Source organism: Winkia neuii subsp. neuii DSM 8576 (genome assembly GCF_000420405.1).
In the GTDB taxonomy this organism is placed as follows: domain Bacteria; phylum Actinomycetota; class Actinomycetes; order Actinomycetales; family Actinomycetaceae; genus Winkia; species Winkia neuii.
In genome coordinates, this window is sequence record NZ_ATUW01000003.1 from 1 (window position 1) to 25,123 (window position 25,123).

A 25,123-nucleotide genomic window follows, 5' to 3' on the forward strand; every position below is an offset into this window, starting at 1 on the left:
TCACGTGTTACTCACCCGTTCGCCACTCTCACCAAAAGTGCAAGCACCAATGGATCCCGTTCGACTTGCATGTGTTAAGCACGCCGCCAGCGTTCGTCCTGAGCCAGGATCAAACTCTCCAAACAAAAACATTCAGAAAACACCCAAAAAAGGGCAATCCCAACCAAAAAAACAAAAAACAGACTCACACAACCAAAAAAGAAGTGCAAAGCCCACACACAAAAAAGAGCAAAAAACAAAAACACACTATCGAGAACAAAAACAACCCCACCACACCAAACAACCAACCAAAACAGCCAGCCACCTGGGGGCACACCAAAAAACCAAACCCCAAACAAGAGCCCGATCTCTCGGCAACAGAAAACTACTCTAAGCTATTTCTTCCAAGTTTGTCAACTCTGTTTCCAGTGAGACAGGCCTCAGAAGCGCTATTTGGTTTTCCAATCTCCCGTCGTTTCCGCCGGGCGACAGGAAACAATATAAACAGATTCCCCCAGCCCATTACAAATCAGCGGCAGGTGAGCATGCGCACACCTGCCGCTGAACTGGGAGTTTAGCTAACTATTAGTAGTCTACGTGCTCCTGAGCGGCAATTTCATGATGCGGCAGATCAGTTACCGCCTTCTTCACTGCCTCCGCGACAGCAGTAGCTACCCCAGGATGGAAAACGCCCGGGATTATGTAGTCAACCGATAGTTCTGCCTCGGATATCACCTCGGCGATAGCTACAGCTGCCACCCGCAGCACCTCGGTAGTGATGTGCGAGACGCGAGCATCGAGCAGCCCGCGGAACAGCCCGGGGAACGCCAACACATTGTTGATCTGATTCGGGAAGTCAGACCTGCCAGTGGCCACAATCTTGGCATATTTCGATGCCTCCATCGGATCCACCTCGGGCGTTGGATTTGCCATAGCAAAGACAATCGCATCTTCCGCCATCTGCGCGATGTCTTCCCCGCTCAAGATTCCCCCATGGGAAACCCCAATAAAAACATCGGCCCCGCGCAACCCGTCTTTCAGCGAACCGCGTACCTTGCGAGGATTAGTATGCTCAGCAAGCCATCTGCGTGCCGGGTGCATGCCCTCGACCTCGTCAGAAACCAAGGCCCCAGAACGGCCGTAGCCCACAATGTCGCGAGCCCCCTGAGCCAGTAGCAATTTGATGATCGCCGACCCCGCAGCGCCCACTCCCGACACCACTATCCGAATGTCAGAAATATCCTTGCCTACGAGCTTCAAAGCATTCAGCAAAGCCGCCAAAGTAACAATGGCAGTTCCATGCTGATCATCGTGGAACACCGGGATATCGAGCTCATTGCGGAGCCGCTCCTCGATCTCAAAACACCGCGGAGCAGAAATGTCCTCGAGATTAATACCTCCGTAGGCAGGGGCAATGGCCTTCACAATGTTCACAATTTCATCGGTGTCTTTGGTATCCAGAGCAACCGGCCAAGCGTCAACCCCACCAAACTGCTTGAACAGACAGGCCTTGCCCTCCATGACAGGCATTGCCGCCTCGGGGCCAATGTCGCCAAGGCCAAGCACCGCGGTGCCATCAGTAACTACCGCCACAGTATTCTTCTTGACCGTGAGCGAAAAAGCTTTCGACGGCTCGTCGTGAATAGCCGTGCACACTCGCGCCACCCCGGGCGTATACACCCGAGACAAATCGTCGCGGTTTCGAATCGGACTCTTAGGCGCCACCTCCAACTTGCCCCCAACGTGGGCTAAAAAGGTCGCATCCGAAACAGCCAACACCTGTACGCCCTCTGTACTTTGTAAAAGGGAGGCCAACTGCCTGCGATGGCCGCTATCGCGGGTGTCGCAAGTCAAGTCCACAGTCAGCCGGGCGCCCCCAGAATGGGCCACGTCCAGCCCCGTGATCTCGGCTCCCGTGGAAGTTACCAAATCGACAATCTGCCCGGCTGAAACTGCTGCCGAGGAAAGAAGCAACCGAAACTGGACGGTGTAAGAAGGTGAAGTCCTCATTTATCCTGGCATGCCTTCAATAGAAGTTGGCTGGCCTTCGCAGCGTCGGCCTTACCCCGCATTTCCTTCATTACCTGCCCCACGAGAGCGCCAACAGCCTTGGTCTTACCCCCCTGGATCTTGGCAACAATATCGGGATTAGCCTCGACCACCTTTGCCACTGCGGCATCCAATGCGCCGTCGTCCTGAACGAGCTCGAGGCCCCGCGCAGACATTACCGTAGCCGGATCGCCCTCGCCGTCAAGCACTCCTTCAAGGCACTTACGCGCCAGTTTGTCGGTAAGCTTGCCCTGATCAACGAGCTTTTGCAGCTCAGCAATCTGGGTTGGCGTTACAGCAAGCTCGTCGAGTTCCACGCCGCGATCCTTAGCGGCACGCGACAACTCGGTCATCCACCATTTCCTGGCTGCGGCAGGCTTGGTACCAGCATCGACCGTTTGCACGATTAGATCCAACGCCCCCGCGTTGACGACATCGCGCATCTCCATATCGGTAAAGCCATACTCCTCGCGCAACCGGCGCCTGCGGGCAACCGGAAGTTCCGGAAGAGACTCGCGCAACTGCTCAACCCACTCCCGCGCAGGGGCCACCGGTACCAAATCCGGCTCCGGGAAGTAACGGTAATCCTCAGCATCCGATTTCTCGCGCCCCGAAGAAGTAGTGGAATCCTCCTCGTGCCAGTGGCGGGTCTCCTGAATAACCTTTCCGCCCTTCGACAATATGGCACCCTGGCGCCGCATTTCGTAGCGAACAGTCTTATCAATGGCCCTGAACGAGTTCACGTTCTTCGTTTCCGTACGAGTGCCCAATGGAGAAGAGGGATCCTTGCGCAACGAAACGTTCACGTCCGCGCGCACATTGCCGCGCTCCATGCGGGCCTCAGACACGTCCAACGCCCGGAAAATATCGCGCAGCGTCTGCACGTACTTAGCAGCCACCTCAGGAGCTCGCTCCCCAGCCCCCTCAATGGGACGAGTAACGATTTCAACCAGCGGCACCCCAGCACGGTTGTAGTCAACCAGAGAGTATGCCGCCCCCTGAATGCGCCCCTCGGCACCCCCAATGTGAGTGTTCTTGCCCGCATCCTCTTCCATGTGGGCACGTTCAATATCGACCCGGAACATACTCCCGTCGTCAAGCTCTACATCTACGTAGCCGTCGTATGCAATAGGCTCGTCGTACTGTGAAGTTTGGAAGGCCTTAACCAAATCCGGATAGAAATAGTTCTTGCGGGCGAAGCGGCAGAACTCGGCAATATTGCAATTCAGCGCCAGCCCAATCTTGATTGCGTACTCGACCGCCTTGTGGTTGACCACCGGCAGCGACCCGGGCAATCCCAAAGAAACAGGCGTAATCTGAGTGTTTGGCTCGCCCCCAAAGGCATTTGGGGCAGCGTCAAACATTTTAGTCTTGGTCCCCAGTTCTACGTGTACTTCAATACCGAGGACGGGATCAAAGTTCGCTACCACGTCCTCGTACTTCATCAACGTGCTCACTTGTCTTCCTCCCACGTCTTAGCCGGGCAGTAATCCGGCAAATCAGCCTCTACAACGCTCTCAACTGCTGCAGCGGCAGCATACATTTGCTTATCCTGGCGCGCCGGAGCGAGTACCTGCAGCCCCACCGGTAAGCCTTCCTTTGGATCCAAACCAATCGGTACCGATACCCCGGGAATGCCAGCCAAGTTCGAAGGAATAGTAGTGACGTCACCCAAGTACATAGCCAACGGATCGTCTAACTTCTGCCCAAACTTCCAGGGAACTGTGGGAGCTGTGGGAGACATCAGTACATCCACCTGCCCAAACACCTTCTCGAGATCGCGCTGGACCAAAGTGCGTACCTTCTGCGCACTGCCGTAGTAGGCATCGTAGTAACCAGCCGACAACACGTGCGTGCCCAGAATAATGCGCCGCTTTACCTCGTCGCCAAAGCCGGCCTCGCGAGTTGCAGCCATGACTCGTTCGGCAGTAACGTGCCCTTCCTTCGGTTCCACTCGCAAGCCGTAGCGAACCCCGTCGAAACGGGCCAAGTTGGAGCTAACCTCGGCAGGCATAATCAGGTAATAAGCCGAAAGAGCATATTCGAACGACGGACAATCGACCTCGACTACCTCAGCTCCAGCCTCCCGCAAGGAATCGATGACCCTGTTAAACGTAGAAACTACGCCCTCCTGGTATCCCTCGCCCTGCAGCTGCTTGACAATGCCAACGCGCAAACCCTTGGCACTACCGGAGCGCACAGCCCCAGAAAGATCAGCAACCGGTTCATCCAACGAAGTAGAATCAGCCGGATCATGCCCCCCAATGAGCTCCTGCAGCGCCGCCGCATCGGCCAGCGTACGCGCACAAGGACCAATCTGATCGAGAGAAGAAGCCATTGCCACCAAACCGTAACGGGAAACCGCTCCATATGTAGGCTTCACACCTACAGTGCCGGTAAACGCAGCTGGCTGACGTATAGACCCGCCAGTATCGGAACCTAGTGCAAAAGGAACCATAAAGGCGCTCACAGCGGCCGCACTGCCCCCGCCAGAACCGCCGGGGATGCGATCCAAATCCCACGGGTTATGCGTGGAGCCGAACGCAGAATGCTCAGTGGAAGAGCCCATGGCGAATTCGTCCATGTTGGTCTTGCCAACAATAGGCAGCATAGCCTTCTTCAACGTCGAAACTACCGTGGCATCGTAGGGAGGCAGCCACCCCTCTAAAATCTTAGACGCACAAGTGGTGGGTACTCCGCGGGTGACAATATTATCCTTTACCGCAATAGGAACCCCAGCCAACGGGTGCAATTCCTTGCCCTGCTCGCGTGCTTCATCGACACGCCGCGCAGTAGCCAAAGCCCCCTCGGCATCCACGTGCAAAAATGCGTGCACTTTCGAATCGAACGCTTCAATGCGATCCAAACAGGCTTGCGTCAACTCAACCGAGGTGATCTCGCCGGCCCGCAGCTTTTCAGCCATTGCCAGCGCAGACAACTGCAAAATGCTGTTCATTTATTCCTCCCCCAAAATCTGCGCAACCTTGAACTGGCCTCGCTCCGACTCGGGTGCGGCACGCAAAACTTCGTCCCGATCCAAAGTGGGTCCAACCTCGTCCTCGCGCATCACATTCTGCAACGCGATCGGGTGAGAAGTAGCTGGAACATCAGGAGTGGCAACCTCAGACACGCGCGAAACCGCATCTGCAATCTGGTCAAGTTCACCAGCAAGTCGCGTAATCTCCGAATCAGTAAGTGCAATACGGGCCAGCCCAGCTAACCGGGCGACCTCTTCAGTGGAAATAGTCGACATGCTTCGATGGTACCTTCTCGGCCCGGCAACGAGCTAAGCGGCCCGCAAAAAAACTAGCCGCGATAGAGTAACCCCATGGCGAAACGATCCAAGATACAGACGGCAAAGAAAGCCACAAAATACGCGTTAGGTACTTTCTTTACTGCTCAAGCGGTGGCGGCTGCCGCCCTCGTGTGCGTAGACGAATGGCGAAAACGCCGCAGCCCCTCCGGTCCGCTGTCGTTTCCAACGCTGCCTCCCAAACAACTGGCAGTCTCGGACAACAAGCTGACCACCTACATGGATGCGCGCCAGCTCTACGACGACATGATCGACGCCATCGAAGGGGCCCACTCATATGTCTTCTTCGAATCCTTCATCTGGAAGGGCGACCAAACAGGCCACCGCTTCAAAGACGCCCTAATCGCGGCAGCAGAGCGGGGGGTCGAAGTATTCATCATTTACGACGGTTTCGCCAACTTAGTAGTGCCACCGCCCTTCAAACGCTTTCCCAAACTTGATCATCTGCACGTGCTCCAATTCCCCATAGTCAAATTCGGAATTTTCAAACGCGGTTTCAGAGCCATGGGACGCGACCACAGAAAAATTTTAGTGGCAGACGGCAAAATTGGCTTCGTAGGCGGCTACAACATCGGAGAAATTTACATCGACCAGTGGCGCGACACCCACCTGCGCATCGAGGGCGAAAATGTTTGGGAGCTTGATAACGCCTTCGTGGACTTTTGGAATGAACACTGCAAGGCCTCGCAAAAGCACCTCCTCGACCGCGGCGCCCGCAGCTGGGACAACAAGATCACGGCTGCCTTGAACACGCCCCGCAAGCTACTATTCCCCGTGCGAGGCATATACATAGACGCAATCGAACGCGCTTCAAAACGCGTGTGGATCACCTCCGCCTATTTCATCCCCGACGCCCAAATCCAAGATGCCCTCCTAGCGGCCGCCCACCGTGGAGTAGACGTAAGAGTACTGGTACCCGAAAAATCGAACCACCTAATCGCAGACTGGGCAGCTCGCTCCTTCTACGCCGAACTGCTGGAATCTGGGGCGCAGCTTTGGCTATACCAAGACGTTATGATTCACGCCAAGACCATGACCGTCGACGGGCGCTGGTCCACCATCGGTACCGCAAACATCGACCAACTCTCGATGACCGGAAACTTCGAGATAAACCTGCAAATAACAGATCGCGAACAGGCAGGCTACCTCGAAAAAGTATTCCTCGAAGACCTTACCAACTCGCGCGAAATGAGTCTGCTCGAATGGGAATCTAGAGGTTCACTAGTGCGCATGACCGAACGGCTGGTACGCCCCCTACGCCACATCCTCTAGCCGAGCTTCGAATCTAAATAGTCCTGCCCGCCCTCAAGCAAAGGAACAAAATCCTCATCGGAAAGGACCGGGATGGAAAGCGCTTCGGCTTTAGAGGCTTTCGAGCCTGCCCCGTCTCCGGCAACCACCACCGTAGTCTTTTTCGACACCGAGCCCGCAGCCTTGCCCCCGCGTGCTTCGATAGCCGCCTTGGCTTCGTCGCGGCTAACCCCCGGCATCTTTCCTGAAACCACGACCGTCATACCTGCCAGGGTCTGTTCGACCTGGTTGGCCTGCTCGCTCATGCGCACCCCGGCCTTTTTCCAGGCCTCGACAATATCGAGGTGCCACTGCTCTGCAAACCAGGATTTTACGGAACGGGCAATTACCGCACCCACGCCTTCAACCTCGGCAATTTCTGCTTCCGACGCATCCCGCAAGGCTTCCAAGGAACCAAAATGGCTAGCCAAAGCACGGGATGCCGTAGGCCCCAGATGGCGAATCGACAGCGCTACCAGTACTCGCCAAAGCGGCTGCTCCTTCGCAGCCTGCAGCTCCCGCAATAGCGAAGTTACAGTCTTACCCGCCTGCGGCGGCCCATAGAGCGAACCCGTCTTTTCGGCCTCAGCAGCAGAAAGCTTTTCCCCTTTCGACCAGAAATAACGGGTCTGCACCCACGAGTTCTTCTTCTTGCGCCAGATCATTACGTCGCGCAAATCGGCACTAGTCAAATTGAACACCGGAGCTTCATTGGACAGTACCGGCGCAGCGGCAGGCGGCAGCAGCGCCTCCGCCCTCAGAATTTGCTCTGCGTGGGGCAGCTCTTCGGCCCCCTCTAGGCGCAGTACTTTTCCGGAATCGAGAACTACCGTCTGTCCTGCCACCAGGGCCGCAGCAACCTCGTCTCGGTTGGCCTCCGGCTGGGTAAGCGCTAGGGCAGATTCGTCGCCTAACCCCTCAATATCTAGCGCCCCACGCGAACCGAGATGAGAGATGCGCTCGGTAATTTGGGCAGGACAATATGCTTGATTTGGGCAGCGTAGATCGACGTCGCCTTCTTTTTGGGCGGCTATCTTGCTCCCACACGAAGGGCAATGGGTAGGCATTACGAATTCATGCTCGGAACCATCCCTTGCCGCAACCACAGGACCCACGATTTCGGGTATTACGTCCCCTGCCTTTCGCAGCACCACAGTATCGCCGATGAGCACCCCCTTTCGGGCTACCTCTTCAGCATTGTGCAAGGTGGCTCTAGATACATTGGATCCATCTACAAAGGCTTCCTCCATGAGCCCGTAAGGGGTGACCCTGCCTGTGCGTCCGACGTGCACTCTTATGTCTAACAGGCGGGTGTGCACTTCGACCGGAGGAAACTTATAAGCGGTGGCCCATCGAGGAGTCCTAGAGGTCTGCCCCAAACGAGTTTGCAGCTCCACATTATCGACCTTCACCACCACCCCGTCGATGCCGTGTGCAATCTGAGGCCGCTTCTTCCCAATGCGGTCTATGTAGTCGTAAATCTGGGGAAGAGAATCAACCACCTCAGTGTGTTCAGATACAGGCAGTGACCATTCTTTCAACTGCCTGTACCAGCCATGCTGGGTAGCTGGGGCATTGTCCCACTCAACAGCTCCGACGCCGTGTGTAATCATCGCTAAAGGTCTGGTTGCGGTTACCTGCGGATTCTTCTGTCGCAAAGATCCAGCCGCCGCGTTGCGCGCATTGACGAAAATTTTGCGCTTGGGTTTCGCCTTTTTTTTCGCTTCGCGCAGCTCTTCTTGTTTTTTGTTAAACAGGGCTGCCTGGGCATTCATTTCCTTAAACGCTTCAATCGGCATATATATTTCGCCGCGAATTTCGATAGTTTTAGGAACGTCTTCACCTGTGAGCTGGTTAGGAATTTGCGCTATCGTAGCCACGTTCGCACTTACATCCTCGCCAACTGTACCGTCGCCACGAGTAGTCGCCCGCTCCAGCTTCCCGTCCCTGTAGAGAAGGGAAATTGCCAGTCCATCTACTTTCACCTCACAGGTAACTGGCAGCTTCTGCGTGCCGGCAGCTTTCTGCATGCGTCGGTACCAGGCCTCAACTTCTTCGAGCGAAAAAACGTCGTCTAAAGAAAGCATGCGCTCTAAATGAGTGAACGGGGCAAAAGCCTGGGTAGGCTCCCCACCCACGGACTGGGTGGGCGAAGAATTCGTGACTAACTCCGGGTGCTCGTCCTCGAGGTGCTGCAGGCGCGAGAAGATTTCGTCATAGCGGGCATCTGAAAGCTCGGGGGAATCCTGGTCGTAATACTGGGTTCGGGCCTTTTCAATTTGGTCGACCAATTGCCTGTGCAGATCGGCCGCCGTCTTCTGGCTTACATGCTCGCTCATGGCTTCTATTGTTATCCACAGTTCCACCCAGGTCTATTTGAGTTGTCCAGCTGTGGAGAATACGACCATGGCCTGACCACTTTTTCTACGGTAAGAACCATGAAGCAACTTCTCCTGACCCCACTGGAAGGCCCTCAAGCCGGCTGCCCGACGCCACTTGTCGAGGGCGTGCTGGGGCGAGGCCTTGTTGCAGATCCCACGGCCTCCAGAAAGCAGGTGCAGGTGAGGCGCGTTCGCTCCACTTTCCGGGCCCACGCCCTCGCCCGCCACAACTTACCGCGAGTACTCTTCGGGAGGTGGTGGCTTTCCAAGCGTTCCTTTAGGATCCATCCGGGCACCTGCTTTCAACTCGGACAGACAAGGGTAAGGGTATGCGCCCGCCCAAACGATCTGCGCTATCGCAAGCCTCAGCTGCGTCAGAGGGAATTGAACCGCGCCATATTTTTTCTCCCCTTGTTAGTGATGCCACTGTTCCTGTTCAGGACGTTCGCGGCAAATTGGCTGCTGCTAGGCGTTCTGGCAGCTATAACGGCCGCGGTGGGTGGGATTGGCATTTATAAGTGGCGCGTGCAAATACGGCAAAAACTCCCTTTGCCAACCCCGTGGGGGCTGTATTTGCGGGCACAGAGCGTGCAAGCTCCATCTACGCATTCGGGGCCTTTAGTGGCATGGATTTCAGATCCGAAAAAGGGTGAGATTCTGAAGGTCGAGCCCGGCGAATGCGTCTATTTGGTGGGCCGACACTCCTCGGCAAACCTGTGGTGGTGGCTGGCCCAATGCGGAGCAGAAATTTCCGCGGGCGAGGACTGTTACAAGGTCTCTTGGAAAGATGGTGAGGCCACCCTGGCGGCAGTATCTGACGAGGGCGAAGTTCCTGCCGCGGCAACTCGAATAGTGCTGGTTGACTCCCCCGTCGGGGTATCGCACAGCTGGTTTGCCAACTTTTTGAATTCGGGCGCCAAAATGCCAGAGGTGGTATTGACCGAAATGCCAGCAGAAACAGTCAAGGGAACGCTATGGCAGCACCCCTCCAACAGGGTGCAGATAGGCCAGGATACCTCTGGCCCAGTATTTCTAGATTTGGCTGACGGTCCCCACGCTTTAGTAGCGGGTACTACAGGGGCAGGTAAATCGGAAGCGCTAACAACTTGGCTGCTGCAACTCGCATTGGCCGCTCCCCCGTGGCAACTCAACTTCATCCTTGTCGATTACAAAGGTGGGGCTGCCTTCGGCCCGTTAGAAGGCCTACCCCATGTAGCCGGAATGTTGACGAACCTGGATTCTGGGGCCACAGAACGAGCCCTTTCGTCGCTAATGGCCGAACTAAAACGGCGCGAACGTGCACAGGCACAAGGCGAAGCCCCCGGCCCGCGCCTAGTCATAGTGGTAGACGAATTTCGCGAGCTAGCTCTGACCCACCCCAAGATCCTAGAAGATCTAACCCGCATTGCTGCGCTCGGCCGCTCGCTCGGAGTATCTCTAGTGCTTGCAACTCAACGTCCCGGCGGCGTAGTGGATTCGCATATTCGTGCCAACGCCTCGATCAGACTCTGCCTACGGGTACTTGAAGCCACCGATTCCATGGATGTGCTTGGGGACGCTACCGCCGCTTCTCTGCCGGCGATCCCAGGCAGAGCAATTCTCGAAGCCGCAGGCTCGCGAAGGGACGTCCAAATCTCCTGGACGAAACCTGAGGTAGCCATGGCCATAGTTAGGCGCATCCAAGCTGCAACCGATTTCGTTGCCTCGGCCCCCTGGGCCCCAGAGCTGCCACGTGCGCTACCACTTTGCGAGGCCGCCGCAGGAGGTGGAAGCGGAAGCGTGCTCGGAGAGGCAGACTACCCTGACCGCCAATGCACAGACAGTTTCTGCCTTCCCACCCTCGGAAAAATCCTGCTCTGCGGCCCTACCCGCATGGGTGCTACAACCGCCGCAAAAACGTTAGCCTGCCAAGTAGTGGGCAGGCCCGTACACGTGTTCACTTCACGGCCAAGCGAATGGAAAGGAGCCACCACCGTAATAGACGCCCCCTGCCTGCAGGCACAAGGCCTGTCACTTCTCTTAGCGGGGCAGAGTGCAGGAGCACTGGTAATTATCGACGGGATAGAAGCGCTACTTGCAAACCTAGATTTATCGGAGGGGACCGGAATAGGTCTGGAATTATTAGAACAGCTGTGCCGAATGGATGGGATCGACCTAGTGGTTACTGTCCGCCCAGCTCAGACGGGCGCTCGTTGGTGTGCCAACTTCTCCACTCGCATATATCTAGGCCTTACAGATCCCCTCGACATAGCCCGAGTAGGACTAAAAGCTAAAGATGCGGCCCAGCTCAAAAATCCAGGCAGGGCGCTCGTAGTGACACAGGAAAAAACAGTAGTACAAATAGCCCTACCAGAGGCACTGTCCGCAGCAGGTATGCCGCTAGTCAGCACACTACCGCAGCCAGGAACTATAGCTGGAGTGGGCATTGGCTGGCAGGGGCCACTTGGAACGCCTTGGGTACCGAGCCCCGGCAGATGGCTGATAGCTGGGCCAGCAGGCTCCGGCAAATCTACCCTGTGCAGCGCCCTCGCAAGAGCTCTCGCTATAGAACCTGAGCAGGTTATAGATTCAGCAAAAGGATCGCGCCCACCCATCACTGACTCAACCACTCTTCTCACCTGCTCAATCACTGAACTGACTACCGCCTTTTCAGGGCCACTAAGCGACTACGCGGCCAACGCCAAGATCGTTGTTTTAGCACCGAACTCGGCAATTCGAAGCTGGGCTCGAGACTACGACCTAACGGGCATGCTGCCGCTCCCCGGGCAGACCAAGCCAGGGCGGGGTATTTATTTCGACGGAGCGGAGGCTAAGGTGATCCAAACCACCGCCAGAACTGCGCTGTGACTATTCCCACCCTCCAACCAACTAATACGACACTCAAAACCCTTGCAAAACGTTGCAGAGATAAGAAAAATGGATACACGTTCCAATCTGCGTTAACGCAGAAGTCATCTCGGGGACACCTACTGTTCCCAATCGAAGGAGTGCCCAATGGATTGGCGTAGCCGTGCTGCCTGCCTGACAGTCGATCCCGAACTGTTTTTTCCAATCGGAAATACCGGGCCAGCTATTGCTCAGGCAGAGGAAGCGAAGCTAGTTTGCAACAAATGTGACGTGCAAGAAACCTGTCTAAAATGGGCAATCGAAAACCATCAGGATTCTGGTGTCTGGGGCGGCAAGAGCGAAGACGAAAGGCGTTCCATGCGCCGTCGTGCCGCTCGCGCACGCCGCGCTAGCTAAGCGCAACGATAATAGTTTGTGCGGGGCAACGCCCCGCACAAACTATTTAACGGCCGCGATCATAGATCGTCGACCACTGCGTTGACAGTCGCTACGGATCCCCCTTCGGGCAGATTCGCCCACTCTACAGTGCCGGAAAGCTCTCCCCGAACCAGAGTCTGAACAATCCTCGTTCCCAGTCCGGTCATGGTAGCCCCTTCCGGTATGGACTTTCCATCGTTTCTGACCTCAACATGCAGTTTTGGCCCATCTCGATGCGCACGCACAACTACCGTTCCTCGCTCGCCCTCGAGCCCGTGTTCTACGGCGTTAGTAACCAGTTCAGAAAGGACAACAGAAAGCGCCGAAGCCGCGTCGGCTCCCACGGTGCCAAAAGATCCCTCGATCTTTGCTGTGGCATCGCCCTCGAAAGAAGCCATGGAAGCCGCGAGCGCCAGCACTTCCTTGGCCAACTTGTCGAAATCCACCGTCTCGTCTAAAGTTCGCGACAACACGTCGTGTACCTTCGCAATTGTTCCTACTCGGCGGCCAGCCTCCTGCAGCGCAGACTGCACCTCGGGTATGTCAGAACGGCGGGTTTGCATGCGCAAAAGTGCATGCACGGTCTGCAGATTGTTCTTTACGCGGTGGTGAATCTCGCGAATCGTGGCATCCTTAGACATCATTTCGCGTTCGCGTCTACGCATCTCGGTAACGTCACGGCAGAGTAACACTGCGCCCAACCGTTGCTTGCCATTAGTAAGTGGCAGGGCGCGCAACGTTATTGTCCCCAGACGGGTTTCAACCTCGGTTACCCAAGACGCCCGTCCCATAACCACCACCGCAAGCGTTTCCTCGACAGGATCATTTTCCTTGCTAATCAGGTCTGTGATAGCTTCAGCCAACACCTGCCCGCGCAAATCCTGAGGCAAACCGATTCGGCGCAGGCAAGAAAGCGCATTCGGCGATATCTCAGAAAGTCGCCCTTCCCCGTCGACCAGCATGATTCCGTCGCTCACGCGCGGTGCCCCCAACGTCCCCACGGTAGGCGCTACGTCGTAGGGATATTCGCCTCGCGTCATCATCTGACACAGCAAATCGGCAGCACTTGCCGACCACTGAGCCTGCATGTTCGCAATCCGAGTCAAGCCGGAGCCCGATTCGCGACTCATAACTGCGCAGGTGTGCCCGTCCACGACAACAGGAATGAAGGTTTCCATCACCGAGTAGGTACCTGCCCACCGCGGCGAATCAGCGCTGATGATCTTCCCTGACGAATAAGTGGTACCCAGGCGTTCGCGACGCATGGGCGAGGCGTGTTTTCCAACCACATCGTCTAAATGCACGGTCTGCCCGGTGGCAGGACGGCACTGGGCCACTGCAACAAAGCGGTCATCTTTGGTTGGCATCCAGAGTACTAGGTCAGCCATTGCTAAATCTGCCAGAATCTGCCAATCTGCCATAAGCACGTGTAAGCGATCTGCCTCGGATGCTGAAACCGGCAGCAGGTTGAATCGCTCACCCATCTTTGTCATTTGCCTCATACATATAGAGTAAACGTATAAATTAACGACCGGCGCCAATGCCCCGACTTTTCCGGAGGACCCAATGAAATTTGAGCTCGAAATTCGCTACCCCGCTTCATTTCAGAAAACTCAGGAAATGTTCCAGGATGAGGACTTTTACACCACGCGCGCAGAGACAATTGGAGTCGGCCTCGAAAACATCGACCTGATTTGCAGAGCGGGGCGCATTCAAGCCAGTTCCACGGCGGGTGTTTCGAGCGGAGAGGCCCCGGCGAAAGTACGCCGTTTCATTCCTGAAACTATGCAGGTTTCAATCGTGGAAGCTTGGGGCCCGGCGGCAGCCGGGTCGCGTCCGGGCTCTTTGTCTGTGTCAGTGTCAGGCGTGCCGGTTATGGTAAGCGCTACCTCGAACCTAATTGACGAGGGCGAATGTACGATCCGAAAGATTGCAGGTGAGATTCGGGTGAAGATCCCCTTCGTGGGAAAGATGATTGAAGAAAAGGTGGCTGGCCAGCTGGGAAGAGCTAGCAAGTTCGAAGAATCCGCGGCCGAGCGGTATTTAGGCCGGTGAAGCTTCCGATTATTGTGCTGGGCGCAGGCTTGCGAGGAATGGCGCCCTCGCCAATCCTCGCACGTCGCTTGGATGCTGCAATTGAGCTTTGGCATCGCAATGGTGGAGGTGCCCCATTCATTGTTTCCGGCGGACAAGGCCCAGACGAATTGGCGTCGGAAGCAGAGGTCATGGCCCGGTATGCCCTTAACCGCGCAGTCGAACCCGAAGCGATAATTTTGGAAGATAAGGCGACATCTACCGAAGAGAATTTGCGCTACAGCCTACGTCTTCTGCCCTGCGGAACAAAACGGGCGTACTTGGTGACTTCTGCCTTTCACCTGCCACGCGCCCTCGCCTGGTCCTATGCGCTGGGACTGAGAGCCAAGGGGATTGGTTCGGGCGCTCCCCCTGCTTCTTTCCTGAAATGGTCCTTACGTGAGGTAGCAGCCTTGGCAATATCTTCGTTGCGGATTGCCCATACCTTTTACTCACAAAAATGTTCCGGGAGCACGAAGCAGAAAGATTCATGGCACCATTAAGATATGACTCAAAATGACGCACTGTGGGCAGAACGAAAAGGAACCCGCCACTACCTAGGACGCAACGGTAAGGGTGCAACCGTCGAAATTGGAACCGGTGAAGGGCAATTCACCCCGGGCGAGCTCATAAAGCTGGCGCTGGCAACCTGCAATACGCTCTCGGCAGACCACACTCTGGCCCGCGTGCTCGGCGAGGATTTCCAGGCCAGTGTAGGCGTAGAAACCGACAAAGATGAAGAACGCAACTCTTACAAGACTTTCCGCGTCGAGATCGTAACCGATCTTTCTGAAGTTGACGACACCGCTAAGGAAAAACTAGTAGAACGCGCCCTCGGAGCTATCGACAAGCACTGCACTGTAGGCCACACTATCGAAGACGGGGCAACGTACGAGACCACGATCGTCGAGGAGTAAGAATGCTGGGCAAAAATAAGGTAGACAAGTCGGCCCTCCCAAAGGGCGCAAACTTAGGTACGGTAGTTTCCTCCGCCTCAAAAGCCTCAGCATCGGCCGCGCGCATGGATTGGACCGGCGTTCTAGATGCAGCCCTCGAGGTACCAGCAGCCGACATCAAAAGGCGCATTGCAGCTTTGAAGGTGGCAAATCCCGGCTCGTCTAACCAGCAGCTGGTCAAAATCCTAGCCAAGCGTTACCGGAACTGGGCTGGCACCTCCTCTGCTGCCGTGGGCGCGGGGGCGGTATTTCCTGGCGTAGGCACCGTAGCTGCGGTAGGTTTGACCGGAGCAGAACTACTCACCTTCTTAACCGAAACTGCCTACTACGTGCTGGGGCTGGCCGAACTCAGCGGCGTTCCGGTGCAAGGCAAGGAAGCCCGCCGCACCCTGGTTATGTCTTCACTGATGGGTGACGAGGGCGCAAAATTGGTCGCAGATCAGATGGGCATCTCCGGGCTAAACTGGGCCCGCAAAACCTTACTATCCGCTTCCAACCCAGCTATGAAATCCATAAATGCCAGGCTGGTGAAGGCCCTAGGTAAGAAGCTCGGGAAACGGTGGGCAGGCCGTTCCCTAGGCCGCTTTATCCCCTTTGGAGTGGGCGCCGCGCTCGGATGGATGAGTGGACGTTCACTTGCCAACAATGTTATCGAGGGCGCCGAAAGCGCTCTGGCCCCTTTCCAGGAGCCTATCCAGGTTGACTCCGAGATCTTAGGAGAACAGAGGTAAAAATGACCCAGCGCCCCATAAATCGGCAATACGAAGATCTACTTGCAGACGTCCTAGAAAACGGTACTCAAAAGAGCGACCGCACCGGGGTGGGAACCCGTTCAGTGTTTGGTAGGCAACTGCGCTATAACCTCGCCCAAGAAGGATTCCCCCGCATCACCACGAAGTTCGTTGCAATGAAGGCAGTGAAGGGCGAACTGCTGTGGTTTTTAAATGGCGACACGAACGTTCGCTGGCTACAAGAGCGCGGCATTACAATTTGGGACGAATGGGCTGACGCCGAGGGCGAGCTCGGCCCCGTCTACGGCTACCAGTGGCGCAGCTGGCCAACTCCGTCTGGCCAGCATATAGATCAGATTTCGAAAGTTCTCGACACTTTGCGCTCTGACCCTTCTTCAAGGCGCATGATCGTTTCAGCTTGGAACGTCGGAGAACTCGACAAAATGGCGCTGGCTCCCTGCCACGCTTTCTTCCAGTTCTATGTTGCTGACGGCAAACTATCCTGCCAGCTCTACCAGCGTTCATGTGACTTGTTCTTAGGAGTGCCTTTCAATATTGCCTCCTACTCCTTGCTCACTCATATGGTGGCTCAGCAGGTAGGTCTGGAGGTAGGCGATTTCGTTTGGACCGGAGGCGACTGCCATATCTACAACAACCACGTCGAGCAAGTCAAAGAACAGCTCTCCCGTGAGGTGTATCCATTCCCCACTCTGTACCTGAAGAAGGCGCCAGACCTGTTTAGCTATCAGATGGAAGACATAAATGCTACGGAGGGGTACCGTCACCACCCTGCTATCAAGGCTCCGGTGGCCGTTTGATCGGGATGGTTTGGGCCCAGGATCGAAATGGAATCTTGGGAGCGGGCGGAAAAATGCTCTGGCATGTGCCCGCGGATTTTAAACATTTCAAGGCACTCACGATGGGACACCCCATCGTGATGGGCCGTAAATCTTGGCAGGCTCTTGGCTCTCGCCCCCTACCTGGGCGCACGAATATCGTAATTACTTCTAATCCCAACTTTGCAGTGCACGGAGGTACCCGCGCCCACAGCCTTCAGGAAGCGCTGTCAACTGCCAGTTCTTGCGAGGGCGGCGAAAAGGTGTGGATCGCGGGCGGTGGACAGATATATCAGGCAGCACTACCTGTAGCTGACCAGATAGTAGTTACCCAACTCGATCTAGACGTAAGCGACAAGATTGAGGCTTTTCCCGAAGCCGTCTATGCGCCACAGCTCAACAAATCCTGGCGGCTCGATCCTGACTGTTCCGATACTGCCTGGAGGCTGCGTTCCGGCGACGCCCGCTGGAAGGTACTGGTGTACAACAAAAGCTATGGTGAGCAATGACACCCCGTGAGCATTTGAAATGCGGGGGCTTCATTCAATACACTGTAATCACCGACGCGGGGTGGAGCAGTTCGGTAGCTCGCCGGGCTCATAACCCGGAGGTCGTAGGTTCAAATCCTATCCCCGCTACTATAAGGCCCCCTGATTAGGCGAAAGCGTGATCGGGGGGTCTTTTTTCAAGTTAATGACACAAATAGGGTAAGCCGCCAAAATGCGCAGACAGCCCAGCCGTTTCACAGCTTCTTTATCACCCGAGCCATACGTAACTTCTACAGCGTCGGCGTTACTCTCCCCATAGCGCATTTACCGGTAAGGCGCCACCGCTCGGACAAATATTTGCCATTGGCAAAAATAGACAAATTATTCTTTCTAATCTTTCTTTAATCTACGGCCTCAGTTTTACGCACTCGCGATGTTCCTTCCATCACCGATCAGACTCATTCACGCCCCAGAACTGTTGCTACTAGCACTCCTCTAGATAGAAACTCCGCAATATACTGCGCCAAAACCTCAACTCTTCTCGCGTTCTAATTACACCGACGAAGCGCAAAAACTCACGGCCGCACCCGCTCATGCACGCGTTGATTAACCAGTTTTAATCTTTTTTTATCGGCGCGAACTCGCATTCATCATTTCCCCCTACAGGATGGAATTCTTTTAAAGCGACAGCTTCGTACACAGATGTTAGTCTTTTTATAGCTGGGGCCTACGTCACACCCCTGCTAAAGCATTTTGCGAGAGGACAATAAATGACCACACACTCTATTGAGGAACTTGCAGCTGCCACCGCGTTTGATTCGAACGGTGACAAGCTCGGCGATGTCAAGCAGGTTTTCACTAACGACGCAACCGGCCAGCCCGATTTCATCGAGGTCGCTCACGGCCTCTTTGGTCTTGGCTCCAGCCTGGTTCCGCTACGCGGACACCGCCTTGACGACGAGGGCCTTCACCTAGCCTTCGCCAAGGATCGCATCAAGGACGCTCCGGATCTTGCCGAGGCCGGCCACCTGACCCCCGAGGATCAGGATGCCCTGTACCGTCACTACGGCGTTGACCAGTTGAAGGACGACGATACTACTCGTTATGGCAAGCAGGAGGCTGGCGAGGGCCAGCGTCGCGAGGCCGCAGCCGGAGCCCCCGTTGCTGCTGGAGCTCCCGCAGCCCGCCACACCGAGGACCACGAAGCTGCTGGACGTCATCGCGCCGAGGAAACCAAGCGCGACGCCCGCCCCCAGGACAAGAAGGACATTGCCGACGACGGCGAGATCATTCGCTCTGAGGAACAGCTGAACGTCGCTAAGGAGCGCGTGGCCACTGGCCAGGCTCAGCTGCGCAAGAACGTAGTTACCGAAACCGAAACCGTCGAGGTTCCGGTAGAGCGCGAAGAGGTTCGCCTTGTTCGTACCCCGATCAACGAGGACGAAGCTAAGAAGCTCGGCAACCAGGACATTTCCGAGGGCGAAGCTTCTGTCACCCTTCACGAAGATCGCGTAAATGTCTCTAAGGAATCCGTACCTGTCGAAAAGATCTCGCTAGGTAAAGAGACCGTGAAGGACACTAAGACTGTTTCTGAAGATCTCAAGAAGGAACAGATCGAGACCAACTTCGACGAAGGCAAGAGGAAGTAAATAAGCTCTTTCCAGCTTGGGGCCCACTAAAGTGGGCCCCACTTTTTTGCCTTTTGCTTACTGTTTCTTTCATAGGCGCAGGTTGTAATGCTCATTACCTTTGCCTCATGTAAATTGTTGGCACCCCAGAAGTAGGCATAACATACGGAAAAACTAAAATTTTCCTATCTGCTTTTACGGAGAAGCCTTGTCTGCCCCGCGCTATTTCACGGTGCCTGGTTCATCCAGACGCTACGATCGAAACAGGATTCTTATAGCTACACTTGCCCCACTGGTCATGGCGTTGCTTCAAGTATCTTCTGTGAACACACTTTTACCTGCAGTGCAGTCTACACTCGGAGCCTCGACAAGCGGGATCCAATGGGTCTTGGCTGGTTACGCTCTGGTTTACGGAATAGTTCTAGTACCTGCTGGACGCATAGGCGATTTAGTCGGCCGCGCCCTCATGTTTGTAATCGGACTGTTAATATTTTGTTTAGCCTGCATAGGCTGTTCGGTAGCCGGTTCCATATTCTCTCTCAACTTGATGCGCCTACTCCAAGCTGTAGGAGCCGGCGTATTTTCACCCCAGGTTACCGGCATGATCCAGCAATACTTCAAAGCTGACGATAGGGCTCGCGCCTACGGCATGATGGGGCTGACCATTGCTGCCTCGGTAGCCGCGGGCCCACTAATCTCAGGGATCATGGTTGCCTGCCTAGGCGACGATCCTGGCTGGCGGTACACCTTCGCCCTAAACGCTCCCCTCGGGCTTGCCGGTATTGGACTTGCGCTGCGCTGGCTCCCCTTCTCGAAAGAACGGCGAACCATCGGGGCGAAAAAGAATCTTGCCGCTGCACAATATCGCAGCGCAGAGGCGGCCGCAGGCCGCAACCCCAACAAAGAACGGGGCACAAAACTGGATCTAGATCCTGTGGGAATGTTACTACTATGCGGGGGGATCTTCCTGATTATGATCCCGTTCACAGCCAGTTTTTCGGGCCGTTACTGGCTGCTTCCACTCGCCCTCGTGGTACTGGGCGCCTGGACTAGTTGGGAGTATTTGTACGAACGCGCCGGCCATATCCCAATGGTGGAACTAAAATTGTTTAAAATCAGCTCGTTCAGCTACTGCATAACCATATCAGCACTGCAGTTTCTAGGATCAACCTCTATATTCGTTCTATTAGCACTCTATTTGCAGCAAGGGTTAGAAAAGAGCGCCCTCTTCACAGGGCTAATAGGACTTCCTAACGCAGCCATTTCCGGCATAGCTTCAGTATGGTCCGCTAAACGCGCACTAAAACAGGGCGGAGCACTTCAAGTTGGAGCATTAGCGACCATTATTATTTCCGTATTGGCAACAATTGCTATCGCCTACCCGATTTCTGCTGGCTGTCTGGCACCTGCCTGGATCGCAGTGCCAATCACTCCGCTAGGTATAGGGCTGGGCATCATGGGGTCGGTAAATACCACCCAGGCTATGGTTGATGTGCCCGTTGCCCATGGCGGCACCGCAGGCGGTATCGCGCAAACCTCCCAAAGAATCGCCACTGCCATTGGTAACACAGTGGTGACCGCAGCATTCTTCGCGGCTGGCGCTAAAGTGGGGGCACCACGGACCGGTTGGCTAAACGGTTTCACCATCGCAAACCTGGTGGTAGTCGCCTTTGTCTTAGCTTCTACAGCGCTAGCGACAACCTACTGGCGAAGACAAAAAGCCTAGGTTATTTCCCGGTGGGTTCCCACCGGGAAATAACCTTTTCAGCCTAGAACCAAAGACAGTGCTACTTATTTACATAGAACAACCGCTTATTGACGAACTCGTCGATTCCTAGCGGACCCAATTCGCGCCCGTATCCAGAACGCTTCACCCCGCCAAATGGCGAGTGAGCAGTCTCGGGAGCCTGCCCATTTACTCCGACCATTCCTGCCTGCAGCTGTTCCCCAAACCGCTCGGCTTGTTCCAGATCCGTCGAATACACCGACGAGCCGAGCCCAAACTGGGTATCGTTGGCTAGCTCTAGAGCTTCCTCCTCACTGCTGACTTTGTAAACGCTAAGCACCGGTCCGAACAATTCCTGATAGTAAGATTCTGCCTCGCGGTTGATGTCCACCAATACTGCCGGAGCCACATATGCGCCCTCAGCATCAGGAGCGCTCCCCCCTACTAGCAGCCTTGCCCCATCGGAGGTGAGCTGGTCCAACTGCTCCAACAACGTCTTGCGTGCAGAGAAAGAGGATAGAGCGGAATACTCCCCCTGCTCCAAGTGTTGCGGATCGCCAGGCTTTAGGTCTTTTACTCCCTTTACGAGTTCCTCAACGAACTCGTCATAAATTTTGTCCATAACAATCAAACGCTTGTTTGAATTGCAGGCCTGACCAGTATTTTCGAGCCTAATAGCTAGGGCGTCGCGAGCAATCTGACGCGGATCTTCAGAGGAAAGCACAACAAACGGATCAGAACCGCCAAGTTCTAGCACAACTTTCTTCAAATTGCGCCCAGCCTGTTCGGCCACTATGGCCCCAGCTCGCTCCGAGCCCGTAAGCGATATGCCCTGCACCCGCGGATCCTCAATCACGGTAGCAATCTGCTCGTGAGAGGCGAACACTACTTGAAATACGCCCTGAGGCACGCCCGCATCCTGAAGAATCTGCGCAATCGAAAGCGCCGAATGGGCGCAAATCTCGGCATGCTTAAGAACGATGGTATTGCCAGTTACCAGATTAGGAGCTACAAACCTTGCAACCTGGTAGTAGGGGTAGTTCCACGGCATGATGCCCAGCAGCATCCCTAGGGGACGACGCTGTACTACTGCCTCTTCGTTCTTCTGGTCAGCCAACAGCTCCGGGCCATTTTCAGCGTAATAGTTGAAAATTTCGCCGGAAAATTCGGCTTCGCCAATCGACTCTTCGAGCGGCTTGCCCATCTCTTCGGCAATAATGCGCCCAAGCTCTTCCTTCTTCTGTATGAAGGCATCGCCAACTTTGTGCGCTATTTTCGCCCGTTCAGCAACCGCTGTGCGAGCCCATTTTGCAGCAGCTTTATGCCCTTGTTCTAGCACCTTTGCTAGCTCGCCGTCAGAAATTTGGTCGTACTTTTGCAAGACCTCCCCGGTGGCAGGGTTCTGCGTCCTGTAACCTTTAGCGTCTTCCTTTGCCATCAGAATTCTCCTTTGAATAAATAGGACTTAAATCCTACTCTAACTTGGGAAGCGAATTTTTGCCTACGCAATAGGAAAATTTTAGATAGCACAGGTAGGGCTGACCCTACCAGTAACTTCTACTTTGCCCCCTCCCCCACCCACAAGCACTACCAGATAATAGGAGTGTCAATCCCCAACATACGGAGAACCAATGTCAAAGACCGTAAAGATCGTACTGTCGGTACTTGTAACGATTGTCGTCTTACTCGCCCTGGCAGCTGGAATCGCGCTGCACCAGTGGGGCCCGCGCCTTGGAATCTGGTTTCCTTCTCCCTCTCCCCAACGCTATGGCAAGGTGGTTCTTTCGTGGCTCGACGACGGTATCTACGCGAAAGGCCCAAAATGGCAGAAAGCCCGAGAAAAGGCCAGCCAGCAGATCGAGAAAGCCAAAACCTTACAGCAAACTGAGGCTGCGTTAGCAAGAGCCCTGAAAGTAGCCGGCGGTAAGCATTCGTTCATCTCCACCCCAGATATGCAAAAGGAGGGCGAGCACTCCTACGTCCCTCCAACAGTCCAGGTAGATGGAACTGTAGCCACCGTGAAAGTCCCAGAAATGGGTGGCAGCGCTAAACAGACAGAGGACTATGCCAAAAAACTATCCACGGCCCTCACGTCGGACACAAAATTGTGCGGGGCCGTGGTAGACCTGCGCGGCAACCGGGGCGGCAACATGTACCCAATGATCTCGGGATTGTCGCCTCTGCTGCCAGACGGCAAGCTCTCGCGCTTCAGCGGCAAAAATAAGAGCGAGCAATTCTTGGCCGGCGGAAATATACATTTCGGCAGCAAATCCGGGCCAGCCGCAACCTCGTTTGAGCTACCAAAGCAAAAGCTCGACATTCCGGTCGCACTCTTAACCGATGGAGAAACTGCCAGTTCCGGCGAGCAAACTCTAATTGCCTTCAAAGGCCTCGAAAGAGCCCACTCTTTCGGCGAGCCAACTGCAGGCTATGCCTCGGTAAATACCTCCTTGTCATTACCCACCGGTTCGCTGCTGCAACTAACCACCGGACTTACAGAGGATCGCGCGGGCAAGCAATACGGAGAAAGCCCGATCCCGCCAGATACTCGAACCACAGCTTCGGATGCCCCGGCAGCAGCGCGGGAATGGCTAGCCCAAATGGGCTGCCGCTAGCCTTTCACCGCACCTTCTTCGACACCTTTGAAGAAGTAGCGCTGCATAGTAGCAAAGATGATGATGATCGGCACAAGGGCGATCACCGTTCCCGCTGCTACGACGCGCGGATTTTGTCCAAAGTTAGACTGCAGGTACTGCATGCCTACGGTCAAGGTGTACTTTGCCGGATCATTCAACACGACCAGAGGCCACAGGAAGTCGTCCCACGCTCCAATAAAACTAAAGAGGGCGACCACCGAAACCATGCCGCGTACGTTCGGCCACACCACATACCGCAAACGCTGATATGTGGAAGCCCCGTCGATAACGGCGGCATCTAGGATGTCCTTGGGAATCATGCGACACGAAACTGCCATGAGGAGTACGTTCATGGCTCCAATCGCTCCGGGCAGCCAAACCCCCGCAAGGGTGTTATCTAACCCGAGGCCTCGCACCGTCAAAAACTGACTGGTGAGGGTGACTTCGCCAGGCAATAAAAGCGTCGATAGGAACAGCCCCATTATCACTTTTTTGAACCGGAAGTTCATGCACGCCAGAGCATACCCTGCCATGGTTGCAAATATCGCATTGGTCACGACTGAGGCCAGGGCGACCCCAAGCGAATGCATACCGTAATCCCAAATGGGAATACGCCTGGTGACCTCGGCAAAATTCGCCAGCGTGGGCGCCCTGGGAATGAGGTCTGGGGGGAATTTATAGATATCTTCGCTAGCACCTTTGAAGGCGGTAGACAATTGCCAGATAAAGGGGCCTACAGAGATTATGAAGATGACGATAAGCAGCACGTATTTGCTTATTACCAACGCTGGGCGAACATGTTCGTAAGGCGCAGATCCGCGCTGATACCATTTTTCTTTTGCAGCTTTCATTTGCCTTGCACCTTCGCTTTTGCCGCCTTTTTCGAGTTTTTACGCGCATCTTTGCCATAGTTTATGTAGGCGACCAGTAGTAGTGGACCGACTGTCAGGAAGAACAGCGCAATCGAAAGCGCCGACGCATACCCGAGGTTGCCGTTGAGGCCGGACCCCGTGCGTTGAATCAACATTACGATCGACTGGTCCTTCCCGCCCGGACCGCCGGTGCCATTCGACAGTATGTACAATTCCGAGAAGACGCGGATAGCTGAGACACAGATTAGAGCACTTACAAGGAGCATTGCTCCTCTAACTGCGGGAATAGTTACTGAGCGGAAACGGTGCCACCACCCTGCCCCATCCAGAGTTGCTGCCTCGTATACATCTTTTGACGCATTCGCCAAAGCAGCCAGGTACACCACCATGTAATAGCCGAGTCCCTTCCATACGGTCAGCAAGATCGCACAGAAAAGTAGCTTCCACCTATCGAGCATGAAATTAATTGGCTGGTCGATGAGGCCTGCCATTTTCAGTGCCTCATTCACGATGCCCCTCGAGTTGAACATCCAGGCCCAAATGATGCCTACAACTACTACGGAGGCGACAACAGGGAAATAATAGGAGGTGCGGAAGAATCCGATGCCGGGAATCTTTTTCCGTACAAGTACCGCTAGCAACAGCGGCAATATAGTTAGCAGCGGAACGCATACCAGCACGTAGACCAAAGAAACTATGATCGCAGAGCCGAAGTGCGGATCATGAAAGAGCTCCAAGTAGTTTTGCAGACCTATGAATTTGTAGGCCCGCAGTGGTTTCGCGTTTGTAAACGAAAGCACTACCGTGTTTAGGAATGGCCAGAGGGCAAACACCACCACCCAGAGGGCGGCGGGCCCTACTAGCAGGTACGGGGTGTACCACTTGTGAGTTTTCATGATCC

21 protein-coding genes, 1 tRNA gene and 1 rRNA gene are annotated in these 25,123 nt (G+C 55.1%); 13 read left to right on the forward strand and 10 right to left on the reverse strand.

Annotation, left to right across the window (positions count from 1 at the left end):
- The 5 genes from G437_RS0103310 to gatC all read right to left on the reverse strand — a co-directional run.
- Nucleotides 1–125: ribosomal RNA gene (locus G437_RS0103310) — 16S ribosomal RNA — on the reverse strand; the annotation flags it as partial.
- 439 nt (nucleotides 126–564) lie between these two features.
- A complete protein-coding gene (locus G437_RS0103320) occupies nucleotides 565–1,989 on the reverse strand; it encodes an NAD-dependent malic enzyme (protein WP_024331174.1) in 1,425 nt (474 codons plus the stop codon).
- Nucleotides 1,986–3,485 carry an Asp-tRNA(Asn)/Glu-tRNA(Gln) amidotransferase subunit GatB gene (gatB, locus tag G437_RS0103325; protein WP_024331175.1) on the reverse strand — a complete coding sequence of 500 codons (1,500 nt, stop codon included), beginning with the start codon at nucleotides 3,483–3,485 and terminating at the stop codon, nucleotides 1,986–1,988. The genes G437_RS0103320 and gatB overlap by 4 nt, the downstream gene beginning before the upstream one ends.
- Nucleotides 3,482–4,984, reverse strand: coding sequence for an Asp-tRNA(Asn)/Glu-tRNA(Gln) amidotransferase subunit GatA (gene gatA, locus G437_RS0103330; protein ID WP_024331176.1), 1,503 nt, complete (start codon nucleotides 4,982–4,984; stop codon nucleotides 3,482–3,484). Before gatA ends, gatB begins: the two co-directional genes overlap by 4 nt.
- Entirely contained in the window at nucleotides 4,985–5,281 is a 297-nt protein-coding gene (gatC, locus tag G437_RS0103335) for an Asp-tRNA(Asn)/Glu-tRNA(Gln) amidotransferase subunit GatC (protein ID WP_024331177.1), read from the reverse strand.
- Nucleotides 5,282–5,356: 75 nt separating this feature from the next.
- Between gatC and G437_RS0103340 the strand changes: the two genes are divergently transcribed.
- Nucleotides 5,357–6,613, forward strand: coding sequence for a phospholipase D-like domain-containing protein (locus G437_RS0103340; protein WP_024331178.1), 1,257 nt, complete (start codon nucleotides 5,357–5,359; stop codon nucleotides 6,611–6,613).
- On the opposite strand, the gene ligA is transcribed toward G437_RS0103340, so the two are convergent.
- Nucleotides 6,610–8,970 (reverse strand): NAD-dependent DNA ligase LigA, encoded by a 2,361-nt coding sequence (gene ligA, locus G437_RS0103345; RefSeq protein WP_101590531.1) that lies wholly within the window; start codon nucleotides 8,968–8,970, stop codon nucleotides 6,610–6,612. The two genes, G437_RS0103340 and ligA, sit on opposite strands and share 4 nt — an antisense overlap.
- Nucleotides 8,971–9,069: 99 nt before the next feature.
- Here ligA and G437_RS0103350 point away from each other — a divergent pair, with 99 nt between their 5' ends.
- Together G437_RS0103350 and G437_RS0103355 are read left to right on the forward strand one after the other, a co-directional pair.
- The gene (locus G437_RS0103350) at nucleotides 9,070–11,859 is read left to right on the forward strand and encodes an ATP-binding protein (RefSeq protein WP_024331180.1); all 2,790 of its coding nucleotides are present in this window, start codon (nucleotides 9,070–9,072) and stop codon (nucleotides 11,857–11,859) included.
- Between the two features lie 147 nt (nucleotides 11,860–12,006).
- The gene (locus G437_RS0103355; protein WP_024331181.1) at nucleotides 12,007–12,255 is read left to right on the forward strand and encodes a WhiB family transcriptional regulator; all 249 of its coding nucleotides are present in this window, start codon (nucleotides 12,007–12,009) and stop codon (nucleotides 12,253–12,255) included.
- Nucleotides 12,256–12,314: 59 nt separating this feature from the next.
- Here G437_RS0103355 and G437_RS0103360 read toward each other — a convergent pair whose 3' ends face one another.
- Complete coding sequence (locus G437_RS0103360; RefSeq protein WP_024331182.1) at nucleotides 12,315–13,778, reverse strand: sensor histidine kinase; 1,464 nt, start codon at nucleotides 13,776–13,778, stop codon at nucleotides 12,315–12,317.
- A gap of 64 nt (nucleotides 13,779–13,842) precedes the next feature.
- Here G437_RS0103360 and G437_RS10885 point away from each other — a divergent pair, with 64 nt between their 5' ends.
- The 9 genes from G437_RS10885 (at nucleotide 13,843) to G437_RS0103405 (ending at nucleotide 20,714) form a co-directional block, all read left to right on the forward strand.
- The gene (locus tag G437_RS10885) at nucleotides 13,843–14,331 is read left to right on the forward strand and encodes a DUF2505 domain-containing protein (RefSeq protein ID WP_024331183.1); all 489 of its coding nucleotides are present in this window, start codon (nucleotides 13,843–13,845) and stop codon (nucleotides 14,329–14,331) included.
- A complete protein-coding gene (locus G437_RS0103370; protein WP_024331184.1) occupies nucleotides 14,328–14,852 on the forward strand; it encodes a YdcF family protein in 525 nt (174 codons plus the stop codon). The genes G437_RS10885 and G437_RS0103370 overlap by 4 nt, the downstream gene beginning before the upstream one ends.
- Before the next feature lie 3 nt (nucleotides 14,853–14,855).
- Nucleotides 14,856–15,266 carry an OsmC family protein gene (locus G437_RS0103375; protein WP_024331185.1) on the forward strand — a complete coding sequence of 137 codons (411 nt, stop codon included), beginning with the start codon at nucleotides 14,856–14,858 and terminating at the stop codon, nucleotides 15,264–15,266.
- Nucleotides 15,267–15,268: 2 nt separating this feature from the next.
- Nucleotides 15,269–16,036, forward strand: coding sequence for a hypothetical protein (locus tag G437_RS0103380; protein ID WP_024331186.1), 768 nt, complete (start codon nucleotides 15,269–15,271; stop codon nucleotides 16,034–16,036).
- Between the two features lie 2 nt (nucleotides 16,037–16,038).
- Complete coding sequence (locus G437_RS0103385) at nucleotides 16,039–16,854, forward strand: thymidylate synthase (protein ID WP_029769220.1); 816 nt, start codon at nucleotides 16,039–16,041, stop codon at nucleotides 16,852–16,854.
- A 5-nt stretch (nucleotides 16,855–16,859) separates the two neighbouring features.
- A complete protein-coding gene (locus G437_RS0103390) occupies nucleotides 16,860–17,381 on the forward strand; it encodes a dihydrofolate reductase (RefSeq protein ID WP_029769221.1) in 522 nt (173 codons plus the stop codon).
- Nucleotides 17,382–17,436: 55 nt separating this feature from the next.
- Nucleotides 17,437–17,510, forward strand: a tRNA-Met gene (locus tag G437_RS0103395).
- Between the two features lie 620 nt (nucleotides 17,511–18,130).
- Nucleotides 18,131–19,009: a YsnF/AvaK domain-containing protein gene (locus tag G437_RS0103400; RefSeq protein ID WP_024331189.1), complete on the forward strand. Its 879-nt coding sequence runs from the start codon at nucleotides 18,131–18,133 to the stop codon at nucleotides 19,007–19,009.
- A gap of 277 nt (nucleotides 19,010–19,286) precedes the next feature.
- Nucleotides 19,287–20,714, forward strand: a complete 1,428-nt coding sequence (locus G437_RS0103405) for an MFS transporter (protein ID WP_231782315.1) — start codon at nucleotides 19,287–19,289, stop codon at nucleotides 20,712–20,714.
- A gap of 61 nt (nucleotides 20,715–20,775) precedes the next feature.
- Here the strand turns inward: G437_RS0103405 and G437_RS0103410 are convergent, their stop codons facing one another.
- Nucleotides 20,776–22,152: an NAD-dependent succinate-semialdehyde dehydrogenase gene (locus G437_RS0103410; RefSeq protein ID WP_024331191.1), complete on the reverse strand. Its 1,377-nt coding sequence runs from the start codon at nucleotides 22,150–22,152 to the stop codon at nucleotides 20,776–20,778.
- 193 nt (nucleotides 22,153–22,345) lie between these two features.
- On the opposite strand from G437_RS0103410, the gene G437_RS0103415 reads away from it, so the two are divergent.
- A complete protein-coding gene (locus G437_RS0103415; protein WP_024331192.1) occupies nucleotides 22,346–23,329 on the forward strand; it encodes a S41 family peptidase in 984 nt (327 codons plus the stop codon).
- On the opposite strand, the gene G437_RS0103420 is transcribed toward G437_RS0103415, so the two are convergent.
- Both G437_RS0103420 and G437_RS0103425 read right to left on the reverse strand, forming a co-directional pair.
- Complete coding sequence (locus tag G437_RS0103420) at nucleotides 23,326–24,201, reverse strand: carbohydrate ABC transporter permease (protein ID WP_024331193.1); 876 nt, start codon at nucleotides 24,199–24,201, stop codon at nucleotides 23,326–23,328. The two genes, G437_RS0103415 and G437_RS0103420, sit on opposite strands and share 4 nt — an antisense overlap.
- Complete coding sequence (locus G437_RS0103425) at nucleotides 24,198–25,118, reverse strand: carbohydrate ABC transporter permease (protein ID WP_024331194.1); 921 nt, start codon at nucleotides 25,116–25,118, stop codon at nucleotides 24,198–24,200. The genes G437_RS0103420 and G437_RS0103425 overlap by 4 nt, the downstream gene beginning before the upstream one ends.
- Between the last annotated feature and the right edge of the window lie 5 nt (nucleotides 25,119–25,123).